Annotated in this window: 16 protein-coding genes; 7 read left to right on the forward strand and 9 right to left on the reverse strand. The window is 69.0% G+C overall.

Features of this window, described 5'->3' with window-relative positions:
* The first annotated feature begins 108 nt into the window (after positions 1 to 108).
* From DS843_RS23310 to DS843_RS23320, 3 genes are all read left to right on the forward strand, one after another.
* On the forward strand, positions 109 to 564 hold the full coding sequence (locus DS843_RS23310) for a putative toxin-antitoxin system toxin component, PIN family (protein ID WP_149471229.1): 456 nt from the start codon (positions 109 to 111) through the stop codon (positions 562 to 564).
* A gap of 121 nt (positions 565 to 685) precedes the next feature.
* Positions 686 to 1138: a hypothetical protein gene (locus DS843_RS23315; RefSeq protein ID WP_149471230.1), complete on the forward strand. Its 453-nt coding sequence runs from the start codon at positions 686 to 688 to the stop codon at positions 1136 to 1138.
* A 237-nt stretch (positions 1139 to 1375) separates the two neighbouring features.
* Complete coding sequence (locus DS843_RS23320) at positions 1376 to 1951, forward strand: DedA family protein (protein WP_286192272.1); 576 nt, start codon at positions 1376 to 1378, stop codon at positions 1949 to 1951.
* Between the two features lie 81 nt (positions 1952 to 2032).
* Here DS843_RS23320 and DS843_RS23325 read toward each other — a convergent pair whose 3' ends face one another.
* Genes DS843_RS23325 through DS843_RS23335 form a run of 3 tightly spaced genes read right to left on the reverse strand, consistent with a single transcriptional unit; the run spans position 2033 to position 4302 of the window.
* A complete protein-coding gene (locus DS843_RS23325; RefSeq protein WP_149471232.1) occupies positions 2033 to 3202 on the reverse strand; it encodes a PP2C family protein-serine/threonine phosphatase in 1170 nt (389 codons plus the stop codon).
* A gap of 19 nt (positions 3203 to 3221) precedes the next feature.
* Complete coding sequence (locus DS843_RS23330) at positions 3222 to 3992, reverse strand: ATP-binding protein (RefSeq protein WP_149471233.1); 771 nt, start codon at positions 3990 to 3992, stop codon at positions 3222 to 3224.
* Positions 3993 to 3999: 7 nt separating this feature from the next.
* Complete coding sequence (locus DS843_RS23335; RefSeq protein WP_149471234.1) at positions 4000 to 4302, reverse strand: STAS domain-containing protein; 303 nt, start codon at positions 4300 to 4302, stop codon at positions 4000 to 4002.
* A gap of 235 nt (positions 4303 to 4537) precedes the next feature.
* Between DS843_RS23335 and DS843_RS23340 the strand changes: the two genes are divergently transcribed.
* The 3 genes from DS843_RS23340 to DS843_RS23350 all read left to right on the forward strand — a co-directional run bounded on the left by DS843_RS23340 (position 4538) and on the right by DS843_RS23350 (position 11239).
* The gene (locus DS843_RS23340; protein ID WP_149471235.1) at positions 4538 to 6874 is read left to right on the forward strand and encodes a PAS-domain containing protein; all 2337 of its coding nucleotides are present in this window, start codon (positions 4538 to 4540) and stop codon (positions 6872 to 6874) included.
* 10 nt (positions 6875 to 6884) lie between these two features.
* On the forward strand, positions 6885 to 9785 hold the full coding sequence (locus tag DS843_RS23345) for a hybrid sensor histidine kinase/response regulator (protein ID WP_149471236.1): 2901 nt from the start codon (positions 6885 to 6887) through the stop codon (positions 9783 to 9785).
* Between the two features lie 113 nt (positions 9786 to 9898).
* Complete coding sequence (locus DS843_RS23350) at positions 9899 to 11239, forward strand: DUF1329 domain-containing protein (RefSeq protein ID WP_149471237.1); 1341 nt, start codon at positions 9899 to 9901, stop codon at positions 11237 to 11239.
* 34 nt (positions 11240 to 11273) lie between these two features.
* Here the strand turns inward: DS843_RS23350 and DS843_RS23355 are convergent, their stop codons facing one another.
* Together DS843_RS23355 and DS843_RS23360 are read right to left on the reverse strand one after the other, a co-directional pair.
* Complete coding sequence (locus DS843_RS23355; RefSeq protein ID WP_149471238.1) at positions 11274 to 11498, reverse strand: hypothetical protein; 225 nt, start codon at positions 11496 to 11498, stop codon at positions 11274 to 11276.
* Positions 11495 to 11962, reverse strand: coding sequence for a Fur family transcriptional regulator (locus DS843_RS23360; RefSeq protein WP_286192273.1), 468 nt, complete (start codon positions 11960 to 11962; stop codon positions 11495 to 11497). Before DS843_RS23360 ends, DS843_RS23355 begins: the two co-directional genes overlap by 4 nt.
* Positions 11963 to 12424: 462 nt before the next feature.
* Here DS843_RS23360 and DS843_RS23365 point away from each other — a divergent pair, with 462 nt between their 5' ends.
* Entirely contained in the window at positions 12425 to 13861 is a 1437-nt protein-coding gene (locus DS843_RS23365; protein WP_149471239.1) for a DEAD/DEAH box helicase, read from the forward strand.
* 85 nt (positions 13862 to 13946) lie between these two features.
* Here DS843_RS23365 and DS843_RS23370 read toward each other — a convergent pair whose 3' ends face one another.
* The 4 genes from DS843_RS23370 to ugpB form a co-directional block, all read right to left on the reverse strand.
* Entirely contained in the window at positions 13947 to 15020 is a 1074-nt protein-coding gene (locus tag DS843_RS23370; RefSeq protein WP_149471240.1) for a sn-glycerol-3-phosphate import ATP-binding protein UgpC, read from the reverse strand.
* A 5-nt stretch (positions 15021 to 15025) separates the two neighbouring features.
* The gene (gene ugpE / locus DS843_RS23375) at positions 15026 to 15898 is read right to left on the reverse strand and encodes a sn-glycerol-3-phosphate ABC transporter permease UgpE (protein WP_286192274.1); all 873 of its coding nucleotides are present in this window, start codon (positions 15896 to 15898) and stop codon (positions 15026 to 15028) included.
* Positions 15895 to 16779 (reverse strand): sn-glycerol-3-phosphate ABC transporter permease UgpA, encoded by an 885-nt coding sequence (gene ugpA / locus DS843_RS23380; protein ID WP_149471241.1) that lies wholly within the window; start codon positions 16777 to 16779, stop codon positions 15895 to 15897. The genes ugpE and ugpA overlap by 4 nt, the downstream gene beginning before the upstream one ends.
* 120 nt (positions 16780 to 16899) lie before the next feature.
* Positions 16900 to 18237, reverse strand: a complete 1338-nt coding sequence (ugpB, locus tag DS843_RS23385) for a sn-glycerol-3-phosphate ABC transporter substrate-binding protein UgpB (protein ID WP_149471242.1) — start codon at positions 18235 to 18237, stop codon at positions 16900 to 16902.
* Between the last annotated feature and the right edge of the window lie 227 nt (positions 18238 to 18464).

Here is an 18464-nt window from a genome sequence, read left to right on the forward strand (position 1 = left end):
ACGCTTACCACGACACCCTTCGAAGATAGGTCCGCCACCGGCGCCACGTCAAGGCGGCCCGTAACGGTGCGGGTTCCCGGCGCCGCGCTCCGCCCCTATGCTGCCGCCATGACCGCCCGCCCCCATTACGCTGACCGGCCCTTCCGGGCCGTTCTGGACACCAACATTCTCGTCGGCTACGCCCTGCTGGGCGCCGAGGTGCCGCGCCGCAGCATGGCCATCCACGGCAGCGTGGAGGCCGTTCGGCTCCGCGGAGCCGCCTTCGTGTCCGACGCCACGCTGGCCGAATTGCGGGAGGTGCTGATGCGCCCGGACTTCGACCGCTACCGCCCGGCGGAGGAGCGCGCCACCTTCCTCGCCACCTTTGCCGCGGAGGCCCGGCGGGTCGAGCCCGCGCCTGTCGGACGGCTGTGCCGCGACCCCGACGACGACATGTTCCTGGCCGTGGCTCTGGCCGCCGACGCCGACTGGCTGGTGACGGTGGACCGCCAGCTTCTGTCCGTTCGCCAAGTGGGCCGGACGCGCGTCCTGCGCCCCGAACGGTTCCTGGAAGCGGTCGCCTGATCCATTTATCCCCTCGCCGAGAACCCGCCGGAAAAGTTTCCGCTCGACTTCCGGCGCCCGTTCTCTAGAATGAAAAGAGAACACTTCGCAAACCACCGGTGAACGGATAGCGGGAAACCGGATGAGCACGCCCCTCCTTCAGCCTTCCCTGTTCGAAAGCCTGCCCGAGACGGAGCGGGCGCGCAAACCGGCGCGCCGGTCCCGCGCCACCACAGTGGCGGCGCCCGTGGCCGTCGATATGGTGCGGGAAGACGTTCCCCCGCCGGCTCCGACGGTGCCGCCCCTGACCTTGGCGCTCGTCCCCCCGCCGCCCGTCCCGATGGCCCCGCGCGCCGACTTCGACCCGGCGGCCCTGACGAACGCGGAGTTGCGGGCGCTGGTGCTGGCCCTGCCCGACCAGAAGCTGGCCCATCTGCTGGTCGAGGCGGCACGCGAGCTGAAGCGCCGCGCCGCCCCCGGCGCCTGGGACGAGGACGGGGCCGAGAATGGGGAGGACGGCCCCGCCGAACCGAACCCCCTGCTGCTGCGCGCCGCCCGTCAGGCGGTGGGGGAATTGTCGGGCGAGGACGGCTGACCACCCCAGGGTATACACACCCCGACACAAAATAATCCCTTCGCAAAGGATCGTTGCGTACCCCAACTTTGCGCTGTCGCCTCATCCCGATTCGGGAATGATTGCGCGACAAGACGCGCCTTTGTGTGCAATGATGTGTCTGAAGCCCGACCATCGGCGGCGCCTGCTTTTCCCTGGCGCGCTTCCCGAGGTCCGGGTCCAAAAGGAACGACCCGCGGGGAGGGTGCTTTGGACTGGATGACCTGGCTCCAGGAATGGGGCGATGCGTTCTATCCCCTGGCCTTCATATGGGCCTTTTTCGAAGGCGAGACCTTCGTCATTTTCGGCGGGATGGGCGCTCACCTTGGGTTCATCAACCTTTACTGGTTGGTTGCCGCCGTCTGGAGCGGCAGCTTCCTGGGCGACCAGTGCTATTTCTGGATCGGCCGCAAATGGGGCGGCAAGGCGCTGGCCCGCTTCCCGGCGGCGGAGGCCCGCGCGGCGCGCGTCCTCCATTGGCTGGAAGTCTATGGGGTCGGCTTCATCCTGGTCTTCCGCTTCCTGTACGGGGTGCGCAACATCGCCTCGGTCGCCGTCGGCACCTCGCGCATGCCCTGGCGCAAGTTCCTGTTCTGGAACTTCATCGCCGCGGGCATCTGGGCCTGGAGCTTCGCCGGGGCCGGCTACCTGTTCGGCGAGGCCGCCGCCGCCATCGGCGAGAACGGTCCGAAGATCCTTCTCCTCGTCGCGCTGGGCATCGGCGTCACGATCCTGGCGCTGAAGAGCGTGATGTGGGTCCGCCGCCGCTACGCCGCGTCCGAAACCCAGGCCTGAACCGGCACTCCCTCCAGGCATCGAAGCCGCCGCGGGCAACCGCGGCGGCTTTTTCCTTTCCATAGGCTTCCAAAGGCCCCCTCACGCCCGGCGGGCGATCCACACGGCGGTCAGGTCGTCGCGCAGCGGCAGGGTGGTGCGGGCGTAGAAGCGGTCGAGCAGCGGCCCCAGCGGGCGGGCGCGGTTGACGGCCATGGCGCCGCGCAGCAGGTCGGGCACCCCATCCTGCCCGATCGGGCCCCTGTCCGGACCCTTGTCCGGACCGCTGCATTCGATCAGCGCGTCGCTGTAGAGGAACAGGCACCCCCCGCGCGGCAGGCGCAGGCTGTGGTCGGCGTAGACGGCGCGGCGCGACGCGCCCAGCACCAGCCCCGCCGAGTCGAGAAGGCGGATCTCCCCGCCGACCGCCACCACCGGGTTCGGCGCTCCGGCGGAGGCGTAGGTCAGCGTGTCGGTGTGCAGGTCCAGGATGCCGAAGAAGGCCGTGGCGAACTGCCCGGTCGGCAACACGTCCTTCAGCGCGAGATTCAGCCCGGCCAACCATTCCGATGGCGGCACATGCTGCATGGGAAAGCGGTCGATCAGCGTGTGCAGGCGGAAGGTGTTGATGGCCGCGGTGATGCCGTGGCCGGCGAAATCGGCCAGCAGGAAGGCGACGCGGTGGCTGTCCAGCGGGTAGACGTTCCAGAAATCGCCGCCCAGTTCCGACGAGGTCTCGAAATGGGCGTCCAGCACCAGCTCGTACCGCTCGGCGACGGCCTGCAGCCGCTTCGGCTCGGGCAGCAGGGAAAGCTGCATCGCCTTGGCGTGCTTCAGCTCCCGCTCCACCCGCCCGCGGAAATTGGCGAGGTCGGTGAACAGCTTGCGCTTTTCGAGCTGGTGACGGACGCGGGCGACGCATTCCCCCGGCCGGATCGGCTTGGAGATGAAGTCGCTTCCCCCGGCCTCGAAACAGCGCACCTGCTCCTCGTCGCTGTCCAGCGCGGTCTGGAACAGGATCGGCAGTTCCTCGTGGGTCAACCGCTCGCGCAGGCGCCGGCACATCTCCAGCCCGTCCATCACCGGCATGTTGACGTCCAGCAGGACGAGGTCGGGCCGGAAGCTCTCGACCTTGCGCAGCCCTTCCACGCCGTTCTCGGCGAAGTCGATCTGCGTCAGCCCGGCGCGGCGGATCATCAGGGACAGCGATTTCCTGTTGAACTCGTTGTCGTCAACGATCAGGACACGGCTGGCGGCGAGCGAAATGGCCATGCGCGGACCCGCCCGCCCGTCACAGGTCGAACTGCAGCAGGGTGCAGCGCCCGCCGTCGGTCACGTTGATCCGCCGGGCCAGCGCCCGCATGAACAGGAATCCGCGTCCCGAATGGGCGCCGCTGTCGGTGTCCCGCGGCAGGGCCGTGGTGTCGAACCCGTTGCCCTGATCCACGACTGCGATGATCAGGGTCTCTCCGTTCCAGCGCGCGAAGATGTCGATCCGCCGCTGCCGCGCCGCGCCATCGCCCAGCCGCTCGCGCAGCAGCCGGCTGAACAGGCGATAGCCTTCCGGCTGTTCCTTGGTGGCGCTGGGAATGCCCAGATTGCCGTGGACGATGGCGTTGGCGATGGCCTCGTGCAGGCACAGCTCGATGTTGCCGCGCCGCTCCGGCGTCAGCACGCCGCGCCGCGCCAGCTCGTCGCAGACCAGCACCGCGCATTGCAGGCCATAGGCCGTGCCGGTGGTCAGCGACAGATAGAACCCCTGCTCCACCGGCGGAGCGCCCAGCCAGTCGGCGTCGAGCGTGCCGGTGCCGTCCTCCCGCTCCGTCAGCTCGACCGTCAGGAAGCTGTTGAGCCCGAAGGCGTCGCGCACGATGTCCCGGTCGGCCCTGGCCAGCAGCACCGCGGCGGCGAAGCGGTCCGCGCCGTCTCCCGTCAGGCCGAAGCGCGCGGCGACCCGCGCGGCGACGTCCGCCGGCACGCGGTTCCGCACCACGCTGAAGGGGCGCACCTCGCCGGTGGCGTCGGCGGCCGGGCAGGCGGGCGAAGCAGCGGAGCCGTTCATGTCCCGCTCACTCCTCGATGGTGACGATTTCACCGATCCGGGCCAGATCGAAGGAGCGCCGCACATCGCCGCGCAGCTTGCGGACGATCATCTTGATGTTGCGCTGCTCCGCCTCCTCCTGAAGGATCAGCAGCATGCCGAGCCCCGCGGAGTCGATGAAGTCCAGCGCCTCCATGTCCAGGATGAAACGGCGCGCGTCCCCGTTCAGCAGGTCCACGATGTCGGGAAGGCTGTCGTGGTCGGTGAACTCCAACCGGCCGCTCAGGAGCACCTCGATGGTTTCGGGAGAACGGCGCACCTGGAAGTTCATGACATCCTCTTGTGTTGCACCGCCGCAGCGGCTCCCGCGAACAGTAGTGCAAGGCTGCGGACCCCTCAAGCTTCAAGCGTCCATTGCGTCACTTTCTCCAACTAGGGAAAGAATTTTCACGAGCCTCACACTATGGACGACCTGCCCGCCTTGAGAGTACAACCGAAGGACCCGGGATGGCGGCGCCGTGCCGCCGGGCCGCCCCGGGTGCGGCCCCGGGTTCGGAATGCCCTTCATGACGGTGATCGAGCAGGCGTGGAAGACGGTGCCGACGGTGTCGGCAAAGTTCCTGCTGATCCTGATTCCGATCCTGATGCTGACCACGCTGGGCTTTTCCTCGATCTTCTTCTACGGCAAGTACAAGGATCTGCGCGGCGCCCTGCGCGACCGGATCGAGGCGGTGGCGGAGATCAACGCCGTCGCCCTGTCCTCCAGCCTGTGGGCCGTGGACGTCCCGGCCATCCGCAACATCATCCAGGCGATCTCCGTCAACCGCGAGCTTTTGTGCATCGAGGTGGCGGATGAACTGGCCGACGGCTATTTCGCCTGGCCCGACGCCGACTGCCGCCCCTTCGCCGGGCGCCCCTTCGAAGGGCACGACTCCGTGCGCCGTCCGATCCAGGTGCAGAACCGGCGTCTCGGCACGCTGACGCTCCATTTCTCCTACGCCTCGGTGGACGAGCAGATCCGGCAGGAGATGGTCAACACCCTGTGGCTTCTGCTGCTGATGCTGGTCGGCACGCTGGTCACCGCCCTGACCGCGCACCGGCTGACCATCGGCGTGCCGCTGGGCCGGCTGATCGCGTCGATCCGCACCGCGGAGCAGGAGCATCTGCGCCAGCCCGTGCACTGGTCCTCCGCCGACGAGCTGGGGCGGGTGATCGCCGCCTACAACGGCATGCTGACCCGCCTGGACGAGGAGGAGGCCGCCCTGCGCCAGAGCGAGGAGCGGCTGGGGCTGGCCATCGCCGCCACGCGCTCCTCCGTCTGGGACTACGACCTGCGGACCGGCCAGTATTGGTGGTCGAAGGAGTTCCCGGCCCTGCTGGGTTACGGTCCGGCCGAACTGGCGATGACCGTGGCGACGTGGGAATCGCTGATCCACCCGGACGAGCGGAGGCAGGTCATCGCGCAATCCCGCAATCGCATGCGCAACGAGGACAGCGCCTACGCCACCGTCTACCGCATGCGGCGGCGCGACGGGGGGTGGATCTGGATCGAGGACCGGGCGACCGCCCTGCGCGACGCCGAAGGCACGGCGGTCCGGCTGACCGGCACCATGTCCGACGTGACGGAGCGCATGCAGGCCGAGCGGGACCTCGCCCGCGAGCGGAACATCCTCCAGATCACGCTCGACAACACCGACCAGGGCATCATCATGGTGGACCGCAACCTGCGGGTCGTGATGTCCAACCGCCGCGCGGCGGAGCTTCTGGACGTGCCGGCGGGATTCCTCGCCCGCAACCCGCTGTTCCCGGAGATCGTGCGGCTCCAGCGCGCCCAGGGCGCCTTCGAGGATTTCAGCATCGACCCCGACCTGGAGTTGGACGAGACCGCGGTGGTGCCCGACCAGCCCTTCGCCTTCAAGCGGCGGCGGCCCGACGGCACGATCATCGAGGTGCGGTCCAATCCCCTGCCGGAGGGCGGCTTCGTCCGCACCTTCACCGACGTGACGGTGGAGGCGCGCTCCGCCGAGGAGGTGTTCCACGCCATGGAGGCGCTGGAGGCCGCCTACGCCGACCTGAAGGAAACCCAGGACAGCCTCGTCCAGGCGGAGAAGATGGCCTCGCTCGCCCTGCTGGTGGCCGGCGTCGCGCACGAGATCAACACGCCCGTGGGCATCGCCTACAGTTGCTCGACCCATCTGGCGTCGAAGACGCGGGACCTCACCGACGCCTTCGGGAAGGGCGCCATGAAGAAGTCCGACCTGACCGCCTACGTCGCGGCGGCGGGCGAGGCCTCGCGCCTGATCGAACAGAACCTGACCCGCGCGGCGGAGCTGATCCAGAGCTTCAAGCGCGTCGCCGTGGACCAGACCAGCCAGGAGCGCCGCCGCTTCGACCTGCACTCCTATCTGGAGGAGATCATCACCTCGCTGGGGCCGCGCCTGCGCAAGAGCCCGCACAAGGTGACCATCGCCTGCCCGGAGGGCATCACCCTGGACGGCTATCCCGGCGCGCTCAGCCAGGTCATCACCAATCTGGTCATGAACGCGCTGACCCACGCCTTCCCCGACGGGCGCGAGGGGCGGATGGAACTGACCGTGGAGGAGCTGCCGGAGGGCGAGCTGGACATCCGCTTCTCCGACGACGGGGTCGGCATCGCCCCGGACAATCTGCCGAAGGTGTTCGAACCCTTCTTCACGACCAAGCGCGGCACCGGGGGCAGCGGGCTCGGCCTTCACATCGTCTTCAACCTCGTGACGCAGTCGCTGGGCGGGCGGATCTCGGTGGAGAGCCCGGCTTCCGGCCACCCCTCCAACGGGGGAACCGCCTTCACCCTGCGGATTCCCACCACGGCCCCCCGGATGTCCGGGACCGCGGGGAATGCCCCCGAAACCGACGACGCATGACGGACGCAGCATGACCGACGACCTGATCATGCCGGACAACGACGAAATCCTGTTCGCCGACGAGGAGGGCGACGCCGGGGACCGCATCGCGCCCTGGCCCGTCCTGGTGGTGGACGACGAGGAGGACGTCCACTCCATGACGGCCCTGCTGCTGGCCGACGTGGAGTTCCAGGGCCGCCGGCTGGACCTGATCGGCTGCCGTTCCGCGGCGGAGGCCCGCGCCGTGCTGCGCAACCGGCACGACATCGCCGTCATCCTCCTGGACGTGGTGATGGAGGAGGACGACGCCGGGCTGAAGCTGGTCCGCTGGATACGCGGCGAACTGGCCAACCTGGAGGTCCGCATCATCCTGCGCACCGGCCAGCCGGGGCAGGCGCCGCAGCGCGACGTGATCGTCGGCTGCGACATCAACGACTACAAGTCGAAGGCCGACCTGTCGGCGGAGGGGCTGTTCACGGCGGTGATCGCGGCGCTGCGCGCCTACGACTACATCCGCTCCATCGAGACCAAGGTGGCCGAACGCACGCACGAGCTGCGGCAGGGCCGCGAGCAGATGCGCGCCATCCTGGAATCGAGCCCGGTCGGCGTCTGCGCCTACACGCAGGACGGCGTCCTCGTCATGTGCAACGACCGGCTGGTGCATCTGCTGGGCGTGCCGAAGGACCGGCTGGCCGGCGTCTCCATCGCCGCCCTCTTCATCGAACCGGACAACACCGAGGCGCACGAGACCCACTGGACCTTCTTCCGCCGCGCCCTGCGCGACGCCGAGGTGCGGGTGCGGCGGGCCGACGGTTCGACCTTCTGGGCGCTGGTGTCGGTGGACCCCACGACGCTGGACGGGCGCCCGGTCTATCTCGCCTGGGTCTACGACATCACGCGGCGCAAACTGGCCGAGCGCCAGATGGAGGTCGCCAAGGAACAGGCGGAGCAGGCGAACTCCGCCAAGTCCGTCTTCCTCGCCACCATGAGCCACGAGATCCGCACGCCCATGAACGGCGTGCTGGGCATGCTGGAGCTGCTGGAGCGCACGGCGCTGGACGCCGGGCAGCGCGACACCGTGGCGACCATGCGGGAATCGGCGGCCTCGCTGCTTCGGATCATCGACGACATCCTCGATTTCTCGAAGATCGAGGCCGGCAAGATGGACCTGGAGCAGGTGCCGGTCTCCATCCCCGCCCTGGTCGAAGGGGTGGCCGACACGCTGGCCCCGGCGGCGCGGGCCAAGGGGCTGGCGCTGCTGACCTATGTGGAACCGGCGATCCCGCCGGCCCTGACCGGCGACCCGGTGCGGCTGCGCCAGATCCTGTTCAACCTGTGCGGCAACGCCATCAAGTTCACCGAACGCGGGCGCATCGTCGTGCAGGCCACGCTGACGGCGGAGCGGGACGGCATCGCCCGGCTTCGCATCGAGGTGGCGGACACCGGAATCGGTATTTCCGAGACGGCGCGCAACCAGCTCTTCCAGCCCTTCACCCAGGCGGAAAGCTCGACCGCCCGGCGCTTCGGCGGCACCGGGCTGGGCCTGTCGATCAGCCGGCGGCTGGTCGCGCTGATGGGCGGAGAGATCGGGGTGAACAGCGCGCCGGGGGCGGGCTCCACCTTCTGGGTGGACCTGACGCTGGCCGCCGCGGCGCCCCCCGCTCCGCCCGAGCCCGCCGCATCGGCGGAGGAACCGGACCTCTCGGGCTTGACGGTTCTGGTCGGTCTGCCGGAATCGGTGGAGCGCCGGATCGTCGCCCGCTATCTGGAGGCCGCCGGGGCGCGCGTGCTGACCGCCGGGGAACCGGGCGCCCTGGCCGAACAGGCCCGCCTGGCGCAGGCGGAGCGCGGCGCGCTGAACGTCGTGGTGGTGGACGAGGCGCTTCACACCCCCGCCGCCGCCCAGGCGCCGCAATTGCTGGGCCGCCGCGTCGGAGAGCCGCGGGTGCCCACGGTTCTGCTGCAGGACCCCGCGGACAGCGGCGACCGCGGCACGGGCGGGCCGGTGCCGGTGAGCCGCCCGGTCCGCCGCGCCCCCCTTGTGCGCGCCGTGGCGGTGGCCACCGGGCGCGCCATGCCGGACCCGGTGCCGTCCGATGGCCCGCCGGCCGAGGAGCCCGGCGCCCCGATGAACCTGGAGGGCGCCATCGCCGAAGCGGAGGCGCTCGGGCGGCTGATCCTGGTTGCGGAGGACAACGCCGTCAACCGCAAGGTCCTGAAGATGCAGCTTTCCACCCTGGGCCACATGGCGGAGATGACCAACGGCGGGGCGGAGGCGCTGGCCGCGCTGGAGCGGCGGCGCTACGCCCTGCTGCTGACCGACATCCAGATGCCGGAGATGGACGGGTTCGAGTTGACCCGCCGCATCCGCGCGGCGGAGCGGACGAGCGGCGAGCATCTGCGGATCGTCGCGCTGACCGCCAACGCCGCCCCGGCGGACATCGAAAGCTACCGCGCGGCGGGCATGGACGAGGCGGTGAGCAAGCCGCTGGATCTCGCGAAGCTCGCCGCTGTGCTCGACCGCTTCCTGCCGCCCGCGCTTCCAATCCCGTCGCCCGTCGCCCCCGCCCCTTCCCCGCCGGTGTCCGATGAACCTGCCGTGGACCTCGACGTGCTGCGCCGGCTCTGCGGCGACGACCGGGCGCTGATGGACGAGCTGCTGAACGATTTCGCCGGGATCGGGCGCCACATCGCCGACGAATTGGGCGCCGCCGCCGCCGCGCGGGACGGGTCGGCGGTCCGCGCCGCCGCCCACAATCTGAAGGGCTGTTCCCGCAACGCCGGGGCGAAGCCGCTCGGCGACGCGGCGCAGGCGCTGGAGCAGGCGGTGACGGAGGATGCCTCCTGGGACCGGGTGGCGGCGCTGGCCGCGGCGGTGGAGCGGGCGATGCAGGCGGTGGAACGCTTCGTCGGCGAACCGCCATCCCCCTGAAGCCATCCCCCTGAAGCCATCCCCCTGAATGCCCTCCCCGACACCCATTGTCCGTTCGACGCGGCGCCCGATTGGGGTATCGTCGCCGCGACCCGTCACGCCGCGAGACGCGCATGAACCGCCGCCAGTTCTCCAGCCTGCTTTTCTCCCTGCCGGTGCTTCCCTATGCGGCTCCGATCGCCGCCCAGGAGAAGGTCCCCGCCCTGGGGGAGGAGCTGACACCCTTCGGCGCGGTGCGGGGTCCCAGCCGGACGCGGGCCGTTCCGCCCTGGAAGGGAGGGTTGACCCGCCTTCCCGGCGACTGGAAACCGGGCGACCGCCTGCCCGACCCCTTCGACGAGGACGGGCGCTGGTTCACCGTGGGACCGGCGGAGCTGGAGCGCTACAAGGTCCGGCTGTCCGGCGGGCTCCAGGCGATGCTGAGCAAATATCCGTCCTTCGAGATCCCGGTCTTCCCCAGCCGCCGCAGCGCCGCCGCCCCCCAGCGGGTCTACGACGAGTCGATCGCGAACGCCGGGCGCGCGAAGCTGGGCGAGAACGGTTTGGCGCTGAGCGGGGCGCGGGTGGGCGTGCCCTTTCCCATCCCGGCCAACGGCGTGCAGGCGATGTGGAACCACATCCTGCGCTGGCGGGGGAATTCCTTCAGCCGCACCGGCGCCACCATCCTGCCGGAACCCGGCGGCATCTACACCGCGGCGGTCCACCGCGAGGACTGGCAGTCCAGCTACGCCGCCGGGATCGACGGCGGGCGCCCCTTCCACTACCGCCGCGCCACCCTGATGCCGAAGGCGGAGGCCGGGACCACTCTTCTGCTGCACGGCACGCTGAACCCCATCCAGACCGGCTTCGCCGCCTGGTACCGTCAGGGTGAGACCGGCAAGCCCGTCCGCGCCCCCGATTTCGTCTACGACACGCCGGACCCGGCCAGCGGCGGCATCCGCACCGCCGACATGCTGGATATGTTCAGCGGCCCGCTGGACCGGTTCGATTTCGCGCTGGTGACGCGGCGGGAGATGTATGTGCCCTACAACGCCAACCGCATGAACACGCCCGGTCTGGCGCCGGTGGACTTCCTGTGGCTGGGCCACCCCAACCCGCAATTCCTGCGCTACGAGATGCACCGGGTCTGGATCGTGGAGGCGCGTCTCAAGTCCGGCTTCCGCCATGCCCTGCCCGAGCGCACCTATTATCTGGACGAGGATTCCTGGCAGATCGTGATGGCCGACCATTACGACGCCAACGGCGATCTGGTCCGCTATGCGGAGGCGCACGGGGTCGCCTATCCCCAGGTGCCCGTCTTCGCCCCGGCGCTGGAGATCACCTACGATCTCTCCGGCGACCGCTATGTGGTGAACGGCCTCGACAACCAGCTCGCCCCGCCGGATTTCGCCAAGACCCTGCGGCCCGAGGACTTCGCCCCCGACACGCTGGAACGCAAGCGACGGCGCTGGTGAGGCCATTTGAATCTAAAGCGAACGGACGTTCGCTTCAGTGCCGGACCGGACCGGCCACCCACTGGCTGACGATGGTTTCCGCCTGGAAGGGCGGGGTTTCCGGATGGTGGTAGCGGAAGACGGTCACCGCGGCCTCCAGCGCGTAGCGCTCCGGCTGGCCGCAGTCGCACAGGCCGGCGTAGCAGCGCTGGACCGCGTCGCGGCAGTTCAGGGTCACCGCCGGGTAGGGATCGATCGTCAGCCAGCGCATGTTCTTCATGGACGCTCCCCATTTCCCTCGGAATTGCCGTCCATGGCATCGCCGTCAAGAGGGCCGCCGTCGAGCGGAACGCCGTAGATCTCCAGCCGGTGACCGACGATGCGGTAGCCCAGCTCCCCCGCGATGCGCTCCTTCAGCGCCTCCAGCTCCGGGCTGGCGAATTCGATGATCCGCCCGCTGCGCGTGTCGATCAGGTGGTGGTGGTGGTCGGTGGACGCCTCTTCATAGCGGGCGCGCCCGTCGCCCAGGTCCACCTTCTCGATCACCTGCGCGTCCTCCAGGAGGCGCATGGTGCGGTAGACCGTGGCGATGGAGATGCGCGGGTCGATCAGAACGGCGCGGCGGTGCACCTCCTCCACGTCGGGGTGGTCTTCCGATTCCGACAGAACCTGGGAGATGACCCGGCGCTGGCCGGTCATCTTCAGTCCCTTCTCCAGGCACAAGGATTCGAGCCGCGACGTCATTGCCCCACCGCCTTTGCCATCCGTTCCGGCGCCGGACCCGGCGAACCGGAGCGCCATGCTGCAACGCCCACCATAATACTGAAATTCATTCGCAATCCCATAGCCCGTCCTTTCGACCGGGAATTCGCGTGTCAAAAAGCCGCAGCCACCGAAGGGACGCCCCGCCGCCCCGACCGTCCACCGGAACCGCCGCCCGGCATAGCGACATTTCCGGTCCGGAACAGGGCGAAGGTCCTTGTTTGCTTGCCAAACGCCACCCCACGCCCTATGTGTGGGCGGTCGATTTTGCTTTGGGGCTGCCGGCTCCTCGTCGTCCCGGTACCGGCGCCGTTGCGCCTTCCCACGGTGAATTGATGGCTCCGCGCACTCCCGCGGCGGAGCGCCCCAAGCCACGCCGCCCCCGGCACCGTCCGGGCACGGCCAAGGTGCAGCCTCTCTTCACGTGACCAGGACCCATTCCGTATGACCGAATTCAGTGGCCTCGGCCTGATCGAGCCCCTTCTGCGCGCCGTCGCCGAAGAGGGTTACCAGACCGCCACGCCGATCCAGGCCGGCGCCATCCCCGTTCTTCTGGAAGGCGGCGACGTGCTCGGCCTCGCCCAGACCGGCACCGGCAAGACCGCCGCCTTCACCCTGCCGATCCTCCAGCGGCTGTTCGAGAACAAGAAGCGCGTGCAGGCCAAGGCGCCGCGCGCCCTGATCCTGACGCCGACGCGCGAACTGGCCCTTCAGATCGGCGAGAGCTTCCGCACCTATGGCCGGCACCTGCCGATCCGCCGCACGGTGATCCACGGTGGCGTCGGGCAGAGCCCGCAGGTCGCAGCCCTCACCCGCGGCACCGACGTGCTGGTCGCGACGCCGGGCCGCCTGCTGGACCTGATGGCCCAGAAGCAGTGCGTGCTCGACCAGGTCGAGATCTTCGTGCTGGACGAGGCCGACCGCATGCTCGACATGGGCTTCATCCGCGACGTCCGGAAGGTGGTCGCGGTCCTGCCGAAGCAGCGCCAGACCCTGCTCTTCTCCGCCACCATGCCGGACGGCGTGGTCGAGCTGGCGCACAGCATCCTGACCGACGCCGAGCGGATCGAGGTGGCGCCCCAGTCCACCACGGTGGAGCGCATCGCCCAGCGCGTGCTGTTCGTGGAGCGCGCCGACAAGCGCCGCCTGCTGGCCGACCTGCTCCAGGACGACGCCATGGGGCGGACCATCGTCTTCGCCCGCACCAAGCACGGCGCCGACCGCATCGCCGACCATCTGAAGAAGGCCGGCGTCCCGGCGGACGCGATCCACGGCGACAAGTCGCAGTCGGCCCGCGTGCGCGCGCTGGAGTCCTTCCGCAGCGGCGACCTGAAGGCGCTGGTGGCGACCGACATCGCGGCGCGCGGCATCGACATCGACGGCATCACGCACGTCATCAACTTCGATCTGCCGAACGAGCCGGAAAGCTACGTCCACCGCATCGGCCGCACCGCCCGCGCCGGCACCGACGGCAGCGCGGTGTCCTTCTGCGACGCGGAGGAGGTGGCTTATCTGAAGGCCATCGAGAAGACGATCCGCCAGCCGGTCCCGGCGGACCACGACCATCCCTATCACGCGGCGGTGGTCGCGGCGATCCACGCCTCTTCCGCCAAGCCGCCGAAGCCGGCGCCCAAGCAGCCCCGTCCGGGCCGCGGCCAGCCGCAGCAGCAGCAGCCGGGCGGCAACAAGCCGCAGGGCCAGAAGGCTCACGCGCCGAAGGCCCAGGGTCCGAAGCCGCAGGCGCCGCAGGGGGCGCGGGTTGCCGGCGCCACCGGCGACCAGCCGATGAAGGCCAAGGCGTCCGTCAACCAGCAGAACCGCCACAATCGCCGCCCCGCCCCCCATGGCGGCGCGCAGGGCGGTGGGCGGAACGCGGCGTAGGCACTGCGGCGGCCCCCTCCCTAACCCTCCCCCGCGTTGCGGGAGAGGGAGGGACCCACGCGCCAGCGTGGGAGGGAGGGGGCACTCAATCCGCCAGCCTCCGCCCCGTCTCCGCGTCGAACAGGTGCAGCGCGTCGGGCGGCGCGCCGACGCGCAGGGTTTCGCCCTCGCGGCAGAACGGCAGGCCGGAGACGCGGACCACCAGCGCCTCCCCGTCCGGCAGGCGGCCATAGACCACCGTGTCGGCGCCCAGGGCCTCCACCAATTCCACCGAGACGATCAGTGGCCCGTCGCCGGGTGTGACGGCCAGATGCTCCGGCCGGACGCCCAGCTTGACCGGACGACCGGCCATGTCGGGCCGCGGACGCGGCAGGACGAAGGCGGTGCCGCCGGGCAGAGCCACCCCCTGCCCGTTTCCGTCGAAGCGCGCGTCCAGCACATTCATCGGCGGTGAGCCGATGAAACCCGCCACGAACAGGCTGGCCGGGCGCTGATAGACCTCCAGCGGCGTGCCAACCTGCTCCGCCACCCCGTGGTTCATGACGAGGATGCGGTCGGCGAGCGTCATCGCCTCCACCTGATCGTGCGTCACGTACAGGCTGGTGATGCCCAGCCGGTCCTGAAGCCGTTTGATCTCCACCCGCATCTGGGTGCGCAGCTTGGCGTCCAGGTTGGACAGCGGTTCGTCGAACAGGAAGGCGGCGGGTTCGCGCACGATGGCCCGGCCCATGGCGACGCGCTGGCGCTGCCCGCCCGAAAGCTGGCTGGGGCGGCGGTCGAGGAAGCGGTTCAGCTCCAGGATCTCCGCGGCCTTCGCCACGCGGGCCCGGATCTCGTCCTTGGGCAGCCCGCGGATCTTCAGCCCATAGGCCATGTTGTCGAACACGCTCATGTGCGGGTAGAGCGCGTAGTTCTGGAACACCATGGCGATGTCGCGGTCCTTGGGCTCCAGCCCGTTGACCACCCGCCCGCCGATGGCGATCTGCCCGCCGGTGATGCTCTCCAGCCCGGCGACCATGCGCAGCAGCGTGGACTTGCCGCAGCCCGAGGGACCGAGCAGCACGAGGAACTCCCCGTCCGCGACCGCGATGTCGATGCCCTTGATGGCCTCGACGGAGCCGTAGGACTTGCGGACCTGATTCAGATCGACCGTTGCCATGTTCGTTATTTCTCGCTGTCCACAAGGCCCTTGACGAACCAGCGCTGCATCAGCACCACCACCGCCACCGGCGGCAGCATGGCCAGCACCGTCGTCGCCATGATGAGGTTCCAATCGGTCGCGGCCTCGCCGTTGCCGATCATCTTGGTGATGCCGATGACCACCGTCTCCATCTCCGCACTGTTGGTGATCAGCAGCGGCCACAGATACTGGTTCCAGCCGTAGATGAAGAGGATGACGAACAGCGCCGCGATGTTGGTGCGCGACAGGGGAAGCACCACGTCCACGAAGAAGCGCAGCGCCCCCGCCCCGTCGATCTTCGCGGCCTCGATCAGCTCGTCCGGGATGGTCAGGAAGAATTGCCGGAACAGCAGCGTCGCCGTGGCCGACGCGATCAGCGGGATGGTCAGCCCGGCGTAGCTGTCGATCAGGCCGAGATTCGCCACCACCTCGTAGGTCGGGATGATGCGCACCTCCACCGGCAGCATCAGCGTGATGAAGATCATCCAGAAGAAGACCATGCGCAGCGGGAAGCGGAAGAAGGCCACCGCGTAGGCCGAGATGATCGAGATGGCGATCTTCCCCAGCGCGATGACCAGAGCCATCACGAGGCTGTTCCACATCATGATGCGCACGGGCGTGTGCATGACGCGGTTGCCCTGCGACTCGCTCCAGGCGGAGGCGTAGTTGTTCAGCATCTCCCCGCCCGGCGTCAGCGGCAGGTTGCCGCGCCCGATGGTGGCGGCGTCCCAGGTGGAACCGATGACCGTCACGTAGATCGGGAAGGCGAAGACCAGAACGCCCAGAGTCAGGACGAGGTACGGGACCATGTCCATCAGGCGCCCGCCGGAGCGCGGGTTGGCGCGGTCGGGGTTCATGAGTAATGCACCTTGCGCTCGACGAAGCGGAACTGGATGGCGGTCAGCGCGATGACGATGACCATCAGGATCACCGACTGCGCCGAGGAGCCACCGAGGTCGTGGTTGACCACGCCGTCCTGGTAGACGCGGAAGATCAGCGTTTCCGTGGCCTTGCCCGGCCCGCCATGGGTCAGGGCGTGGATCGTGCCGAAGGTTTCGAAGAAGGCGTAGACGATGTTCACCACCAGCAGGAAAAAGGTCGTCGGCGACAGCAACGGGAAGGTGATCGTCCAGAAGCGCCGCACCGGCCCGGCCCCGTCGATGCTCGCCGCCTCCAGGACGGAGCGCGGGATGGCCTGCAGCCCGGCCAGGAAGAAGATGAAATTGTAGGAGACCTGCTTCCAGCTCGCCGCCAGGATGACCATGGTCATCGCCTGCCCGCCGTTCAGCCGGTAGTCCCAGGCGTAACCGAGGTTGTTCAGCGCGCGGCCCAGGATGCCGATGTCCGGGTTGAAGATGAACATCCACAGCACCGCCGCCACCGCGGGCGCCAGCGCGTAGGGCCAGATCAGCAGCGTCTTGTAGGCCGCCGCCGCCCGTATCCTCGAATCGGCCAGCACCGCCAGCCCCAGCGCGGAGGCCAGCGACAGGGCGGTCACCGACGCGCTGAAGACGATGGTGGTCTTCACCGTCTCCAGATAGTTCGGGTCGCTCAGCACCGCCTCGAAATTCTCGAACCCGACGAACTGGCTGCGCAGCCCGAAGGCGTCCTGGAGATGCACCGACTGCCACAGCGCCTGCGCCGCCGGCCAGATGAAGAAGATCAGCGTCACCGCCACCTGCGGCGCCAGCAGCAGATAGGGCAGCGCCCTGTTGTCGAAAATCACGCGACGTTGCATGAAACCCTTCGATTGCTCCCGGTTCTTTCAGCCCTCTCTCGCCCCGGGAGAGGGAAGGGACCCGCCCGCTTCGCGGGCACCCTCTCCCCGGAGGGGAGAGGGGACAAGCCACAGAACCGCTCAGTTCTTGTTGGCGCGCTCGAAGTTGCGCAGGACCGTGTCGCCCCGCTTCACCGCGTTGTCCAGCGCCTGCTGGGCGGTCTGCTGGCCCTGGAACGCCTTCTCCATCTCCTCCTGGATGATGTTGCGGATTTCCGGCAGGTTGCCCAGCCGCAGGCCCATGGTGTTCTCCGTGGTGGCCGTGCGGGTGAGCTGCTCCGCCGGCACCTCGGCGCCGGGGTTCTTGTCGTAGAAGCCCTCCTTCTTCGCCAGCTCGAAGCCCTGGAGCGTCACCGGGACGTAGCCGGTGTCCATGTGCCACTTGGCGTCCACCTCCGGGCGGGCGAGATGGCTGAAGAAGGCGGCGACGGCCTTGTACTCGTCGGCGGTGCGCTTGGGCGAGGTCATCACCCAGAAGGCGGCGCCGCCGATGATCGAGTTCTTCGGCGAGGCGATGGCGTCCGGCCAATAGGGCAGCGGCGCGGCGCCCCAGTTGAACTTCGCCTCCTTCACGATGCGCCCGCGCAGGCCGGACGAGGCCTGGATCATCGCGCATTCGCCCGACGGGAACAGCGAGTCCGCGGCGTTGTCGCGCCCGCCGTAGCGCAGCGCCCCTTCCTTCTGGAGATCGATCAGCGTCTGGAGATGCTTCACGAAGAACGGGTCGTTGATCTTCAGCGTGGCGTTCAGCCCGCCGAAGCCGTTGGCCTGCGACGCGAAGGGCTTGTCGTGGAGCGCGCCGACCTGCTCGAACTGGGTCCAGGTCGGCCAGGAGAAGGTCATCGGGCAGGTCACGCCCGCCGCCTTCAGCTTGCGCGCCGCATCGGCCACCTCCGGCCAGGTCGCCGGGGGCTTGTTCGGGTCGAGCCCGGCCTTCTGGAAGGCGTCCTTGTTGTAGAAGGTGATGGTGGTGGAGCTGTTGAACGGCAGGGCCATCATCTTGCCGTCCTTGGAGCTGTAATAGCCCCGGACCGCCGGAATGTAGGCCGCGGAATCGAAGCCCGAGCCCGTCTCGCTCATCAACTGGTGCACCGGCTTGATGGCCGGGCCGGCGGACAGCATGGTGGCGGTGCCCACTTCGAACATCTGCACGACGTGCGGGGCGTTGCCGGCGCGGAAGGCGGCGATGGCCGCCTGCATCGTCTCCGGATAGCTGCCCTTGAAGGTCGGGTTGACCTGGACCTTGTCCTGGCTGTCGTTGAAGCCCTTCACCACCTGCTCGAGCTGGCCGCCGAGCGGCTGGGGAAGGCCGTGCCAGAATTCGATGACGGTCTTCTGCTGGGCATGGGCGGCGCCGGTGAAGCCGGCGGCGAGCGCGAAGGCGGCCGTCGAGACGGCGAGCTTGCGGCGGGTCAGCATGGTGGTCTCTCTCCCTGAACCATTCGATTGCGTGAGGTGCTGACATGCAGGGCGCGGGTTGCGGTCCCGCGACGGTCTCTTGAAGATTTGATGACGTATCGAACGCGTGCGCGCACAGCCGCGCCGCAGCCACCCCTCACGGTTGCGGCATCGGCTGCGCTGGAACGCAGGGCGGGTTTCAAGACGGTGGCGGGTGCCGTGCCGGCATCGATGGTGTTCCTCCCCGA

The organism is Roseomonas genomospecies 6, from assembly GCF_008365375.1.
Classification (GTDB): Bacteria; Pseudomonadota; Alphaproteobacteria; order Azospirillales; family Azospirillaceae; genus Azospirillum.

Coding starts and splice junctions, on each gene's coding strand:
- DS843_RS23310 (WP_149471229.1), top strand. CDS start 109: ATGACCGCCCGCCCCCATTACGCTGACCGGCCCTTCCGGGCCGTTCTG.
- DS843_RS23315 (WP_149471230.1), top strand. CDS start 686: ATGAGCACGCCCCTCCTTCAGCCTTCCCTGTTCGAAAGCCTGCCCGAG.
- DS843_RS23320 (WP_286192272.1), top strand. CDS start 1,376: ATGACCTGGCTCCAGGAATGGGGCGATGCGTTCTATCCCCTGGCCTTC.
- DS843_RS23325 (WP_149471232.1), bottom strand. CDS start 3,202: ATGGCCATTTCGCTCGCCGCCAGCCGTGTCCTGATCGTTGACGACAAC.
- DS843_RS23330 (WP_149471233.1), bottom strand. CDS start 3,992: ATGAACGGCTCCGCTGCTTCGCCCGCCTGCCCGGCCGCCGACGCCACC.
- DS843_RS23335 (WP_149471234.1), bottom strand. CDS start 4,302: ATGAACTTCCAGGTGCGCCGTTCTCCCGAAACCATCGAGGTGCTCCTG.
- DS843_RS23340 (WP_149471235.1), top strand. CDS start 4,538: ATGACGGTGATCGAGCAGGCGTGGAAGACGGTGCCGACGGTGTCGGCA.
- DS843_RS23345 (WP_149471236.1), top strand. CDS start 6,885: ATGACCGACGACCTGATCATGCCGGACAACGACGAAATCCTGTTCGCC.
- DS843_RS23350 (WP_149471237.1), top strand. CDS start 9,899: ATGAACCGCCGCCAGTTCTCCAGCCTGCTTTTCTCCCTGCCGGTGCTT.
- DS843_RS23355 (WP_149471238.1), bottom strand. CDS start 11,498: ATGAAGAACATGCGCTGGCTGACGATCGATCCCTACCCGGCGGTGACC.
- DS843_RS23360 (WP_286192273.1), bottom strand. CDS start 11,962: ATGACGTCGCGGCTCGAATCCTTGTGCCTGGAGAAGGGACTGAAGATG.
- DS843_RS23365 (WP_149471239.1), top strand. CDS start 12,425: ATGACCGAATTCAGTGGCCTCGGCCTGATCGAGCCCCTTCTGCGCGCC.
- DS843_RS23370 (WP_149471240.1), bottom strand. CDS start 15,020: ATGGCAACGGTCGATCTGAATCAGGTCCGCAAGTCCTACGGCTCCGTC.
- ugpE (WP_286192274.1), bottom strand. CDS start 15,898: ATGAACCCCGACCGCGCCAACCCGCGCTCCGGCGGGCGCCTGATGGAC.
- ugpA (WP_149471241.1), bottom strand. CDS start 16,779: ATGCAACGTCGCGTGATTTTCGACAACAGGGCGCTGCCCTATCTGCTG.
- ugpB (WP_149471242.1), bottom strand. CDS start 18,237: ATGCTGACCCGCCGCAAGCTCGCCGTCTCGACGGCCGCCTTCGCGCTC.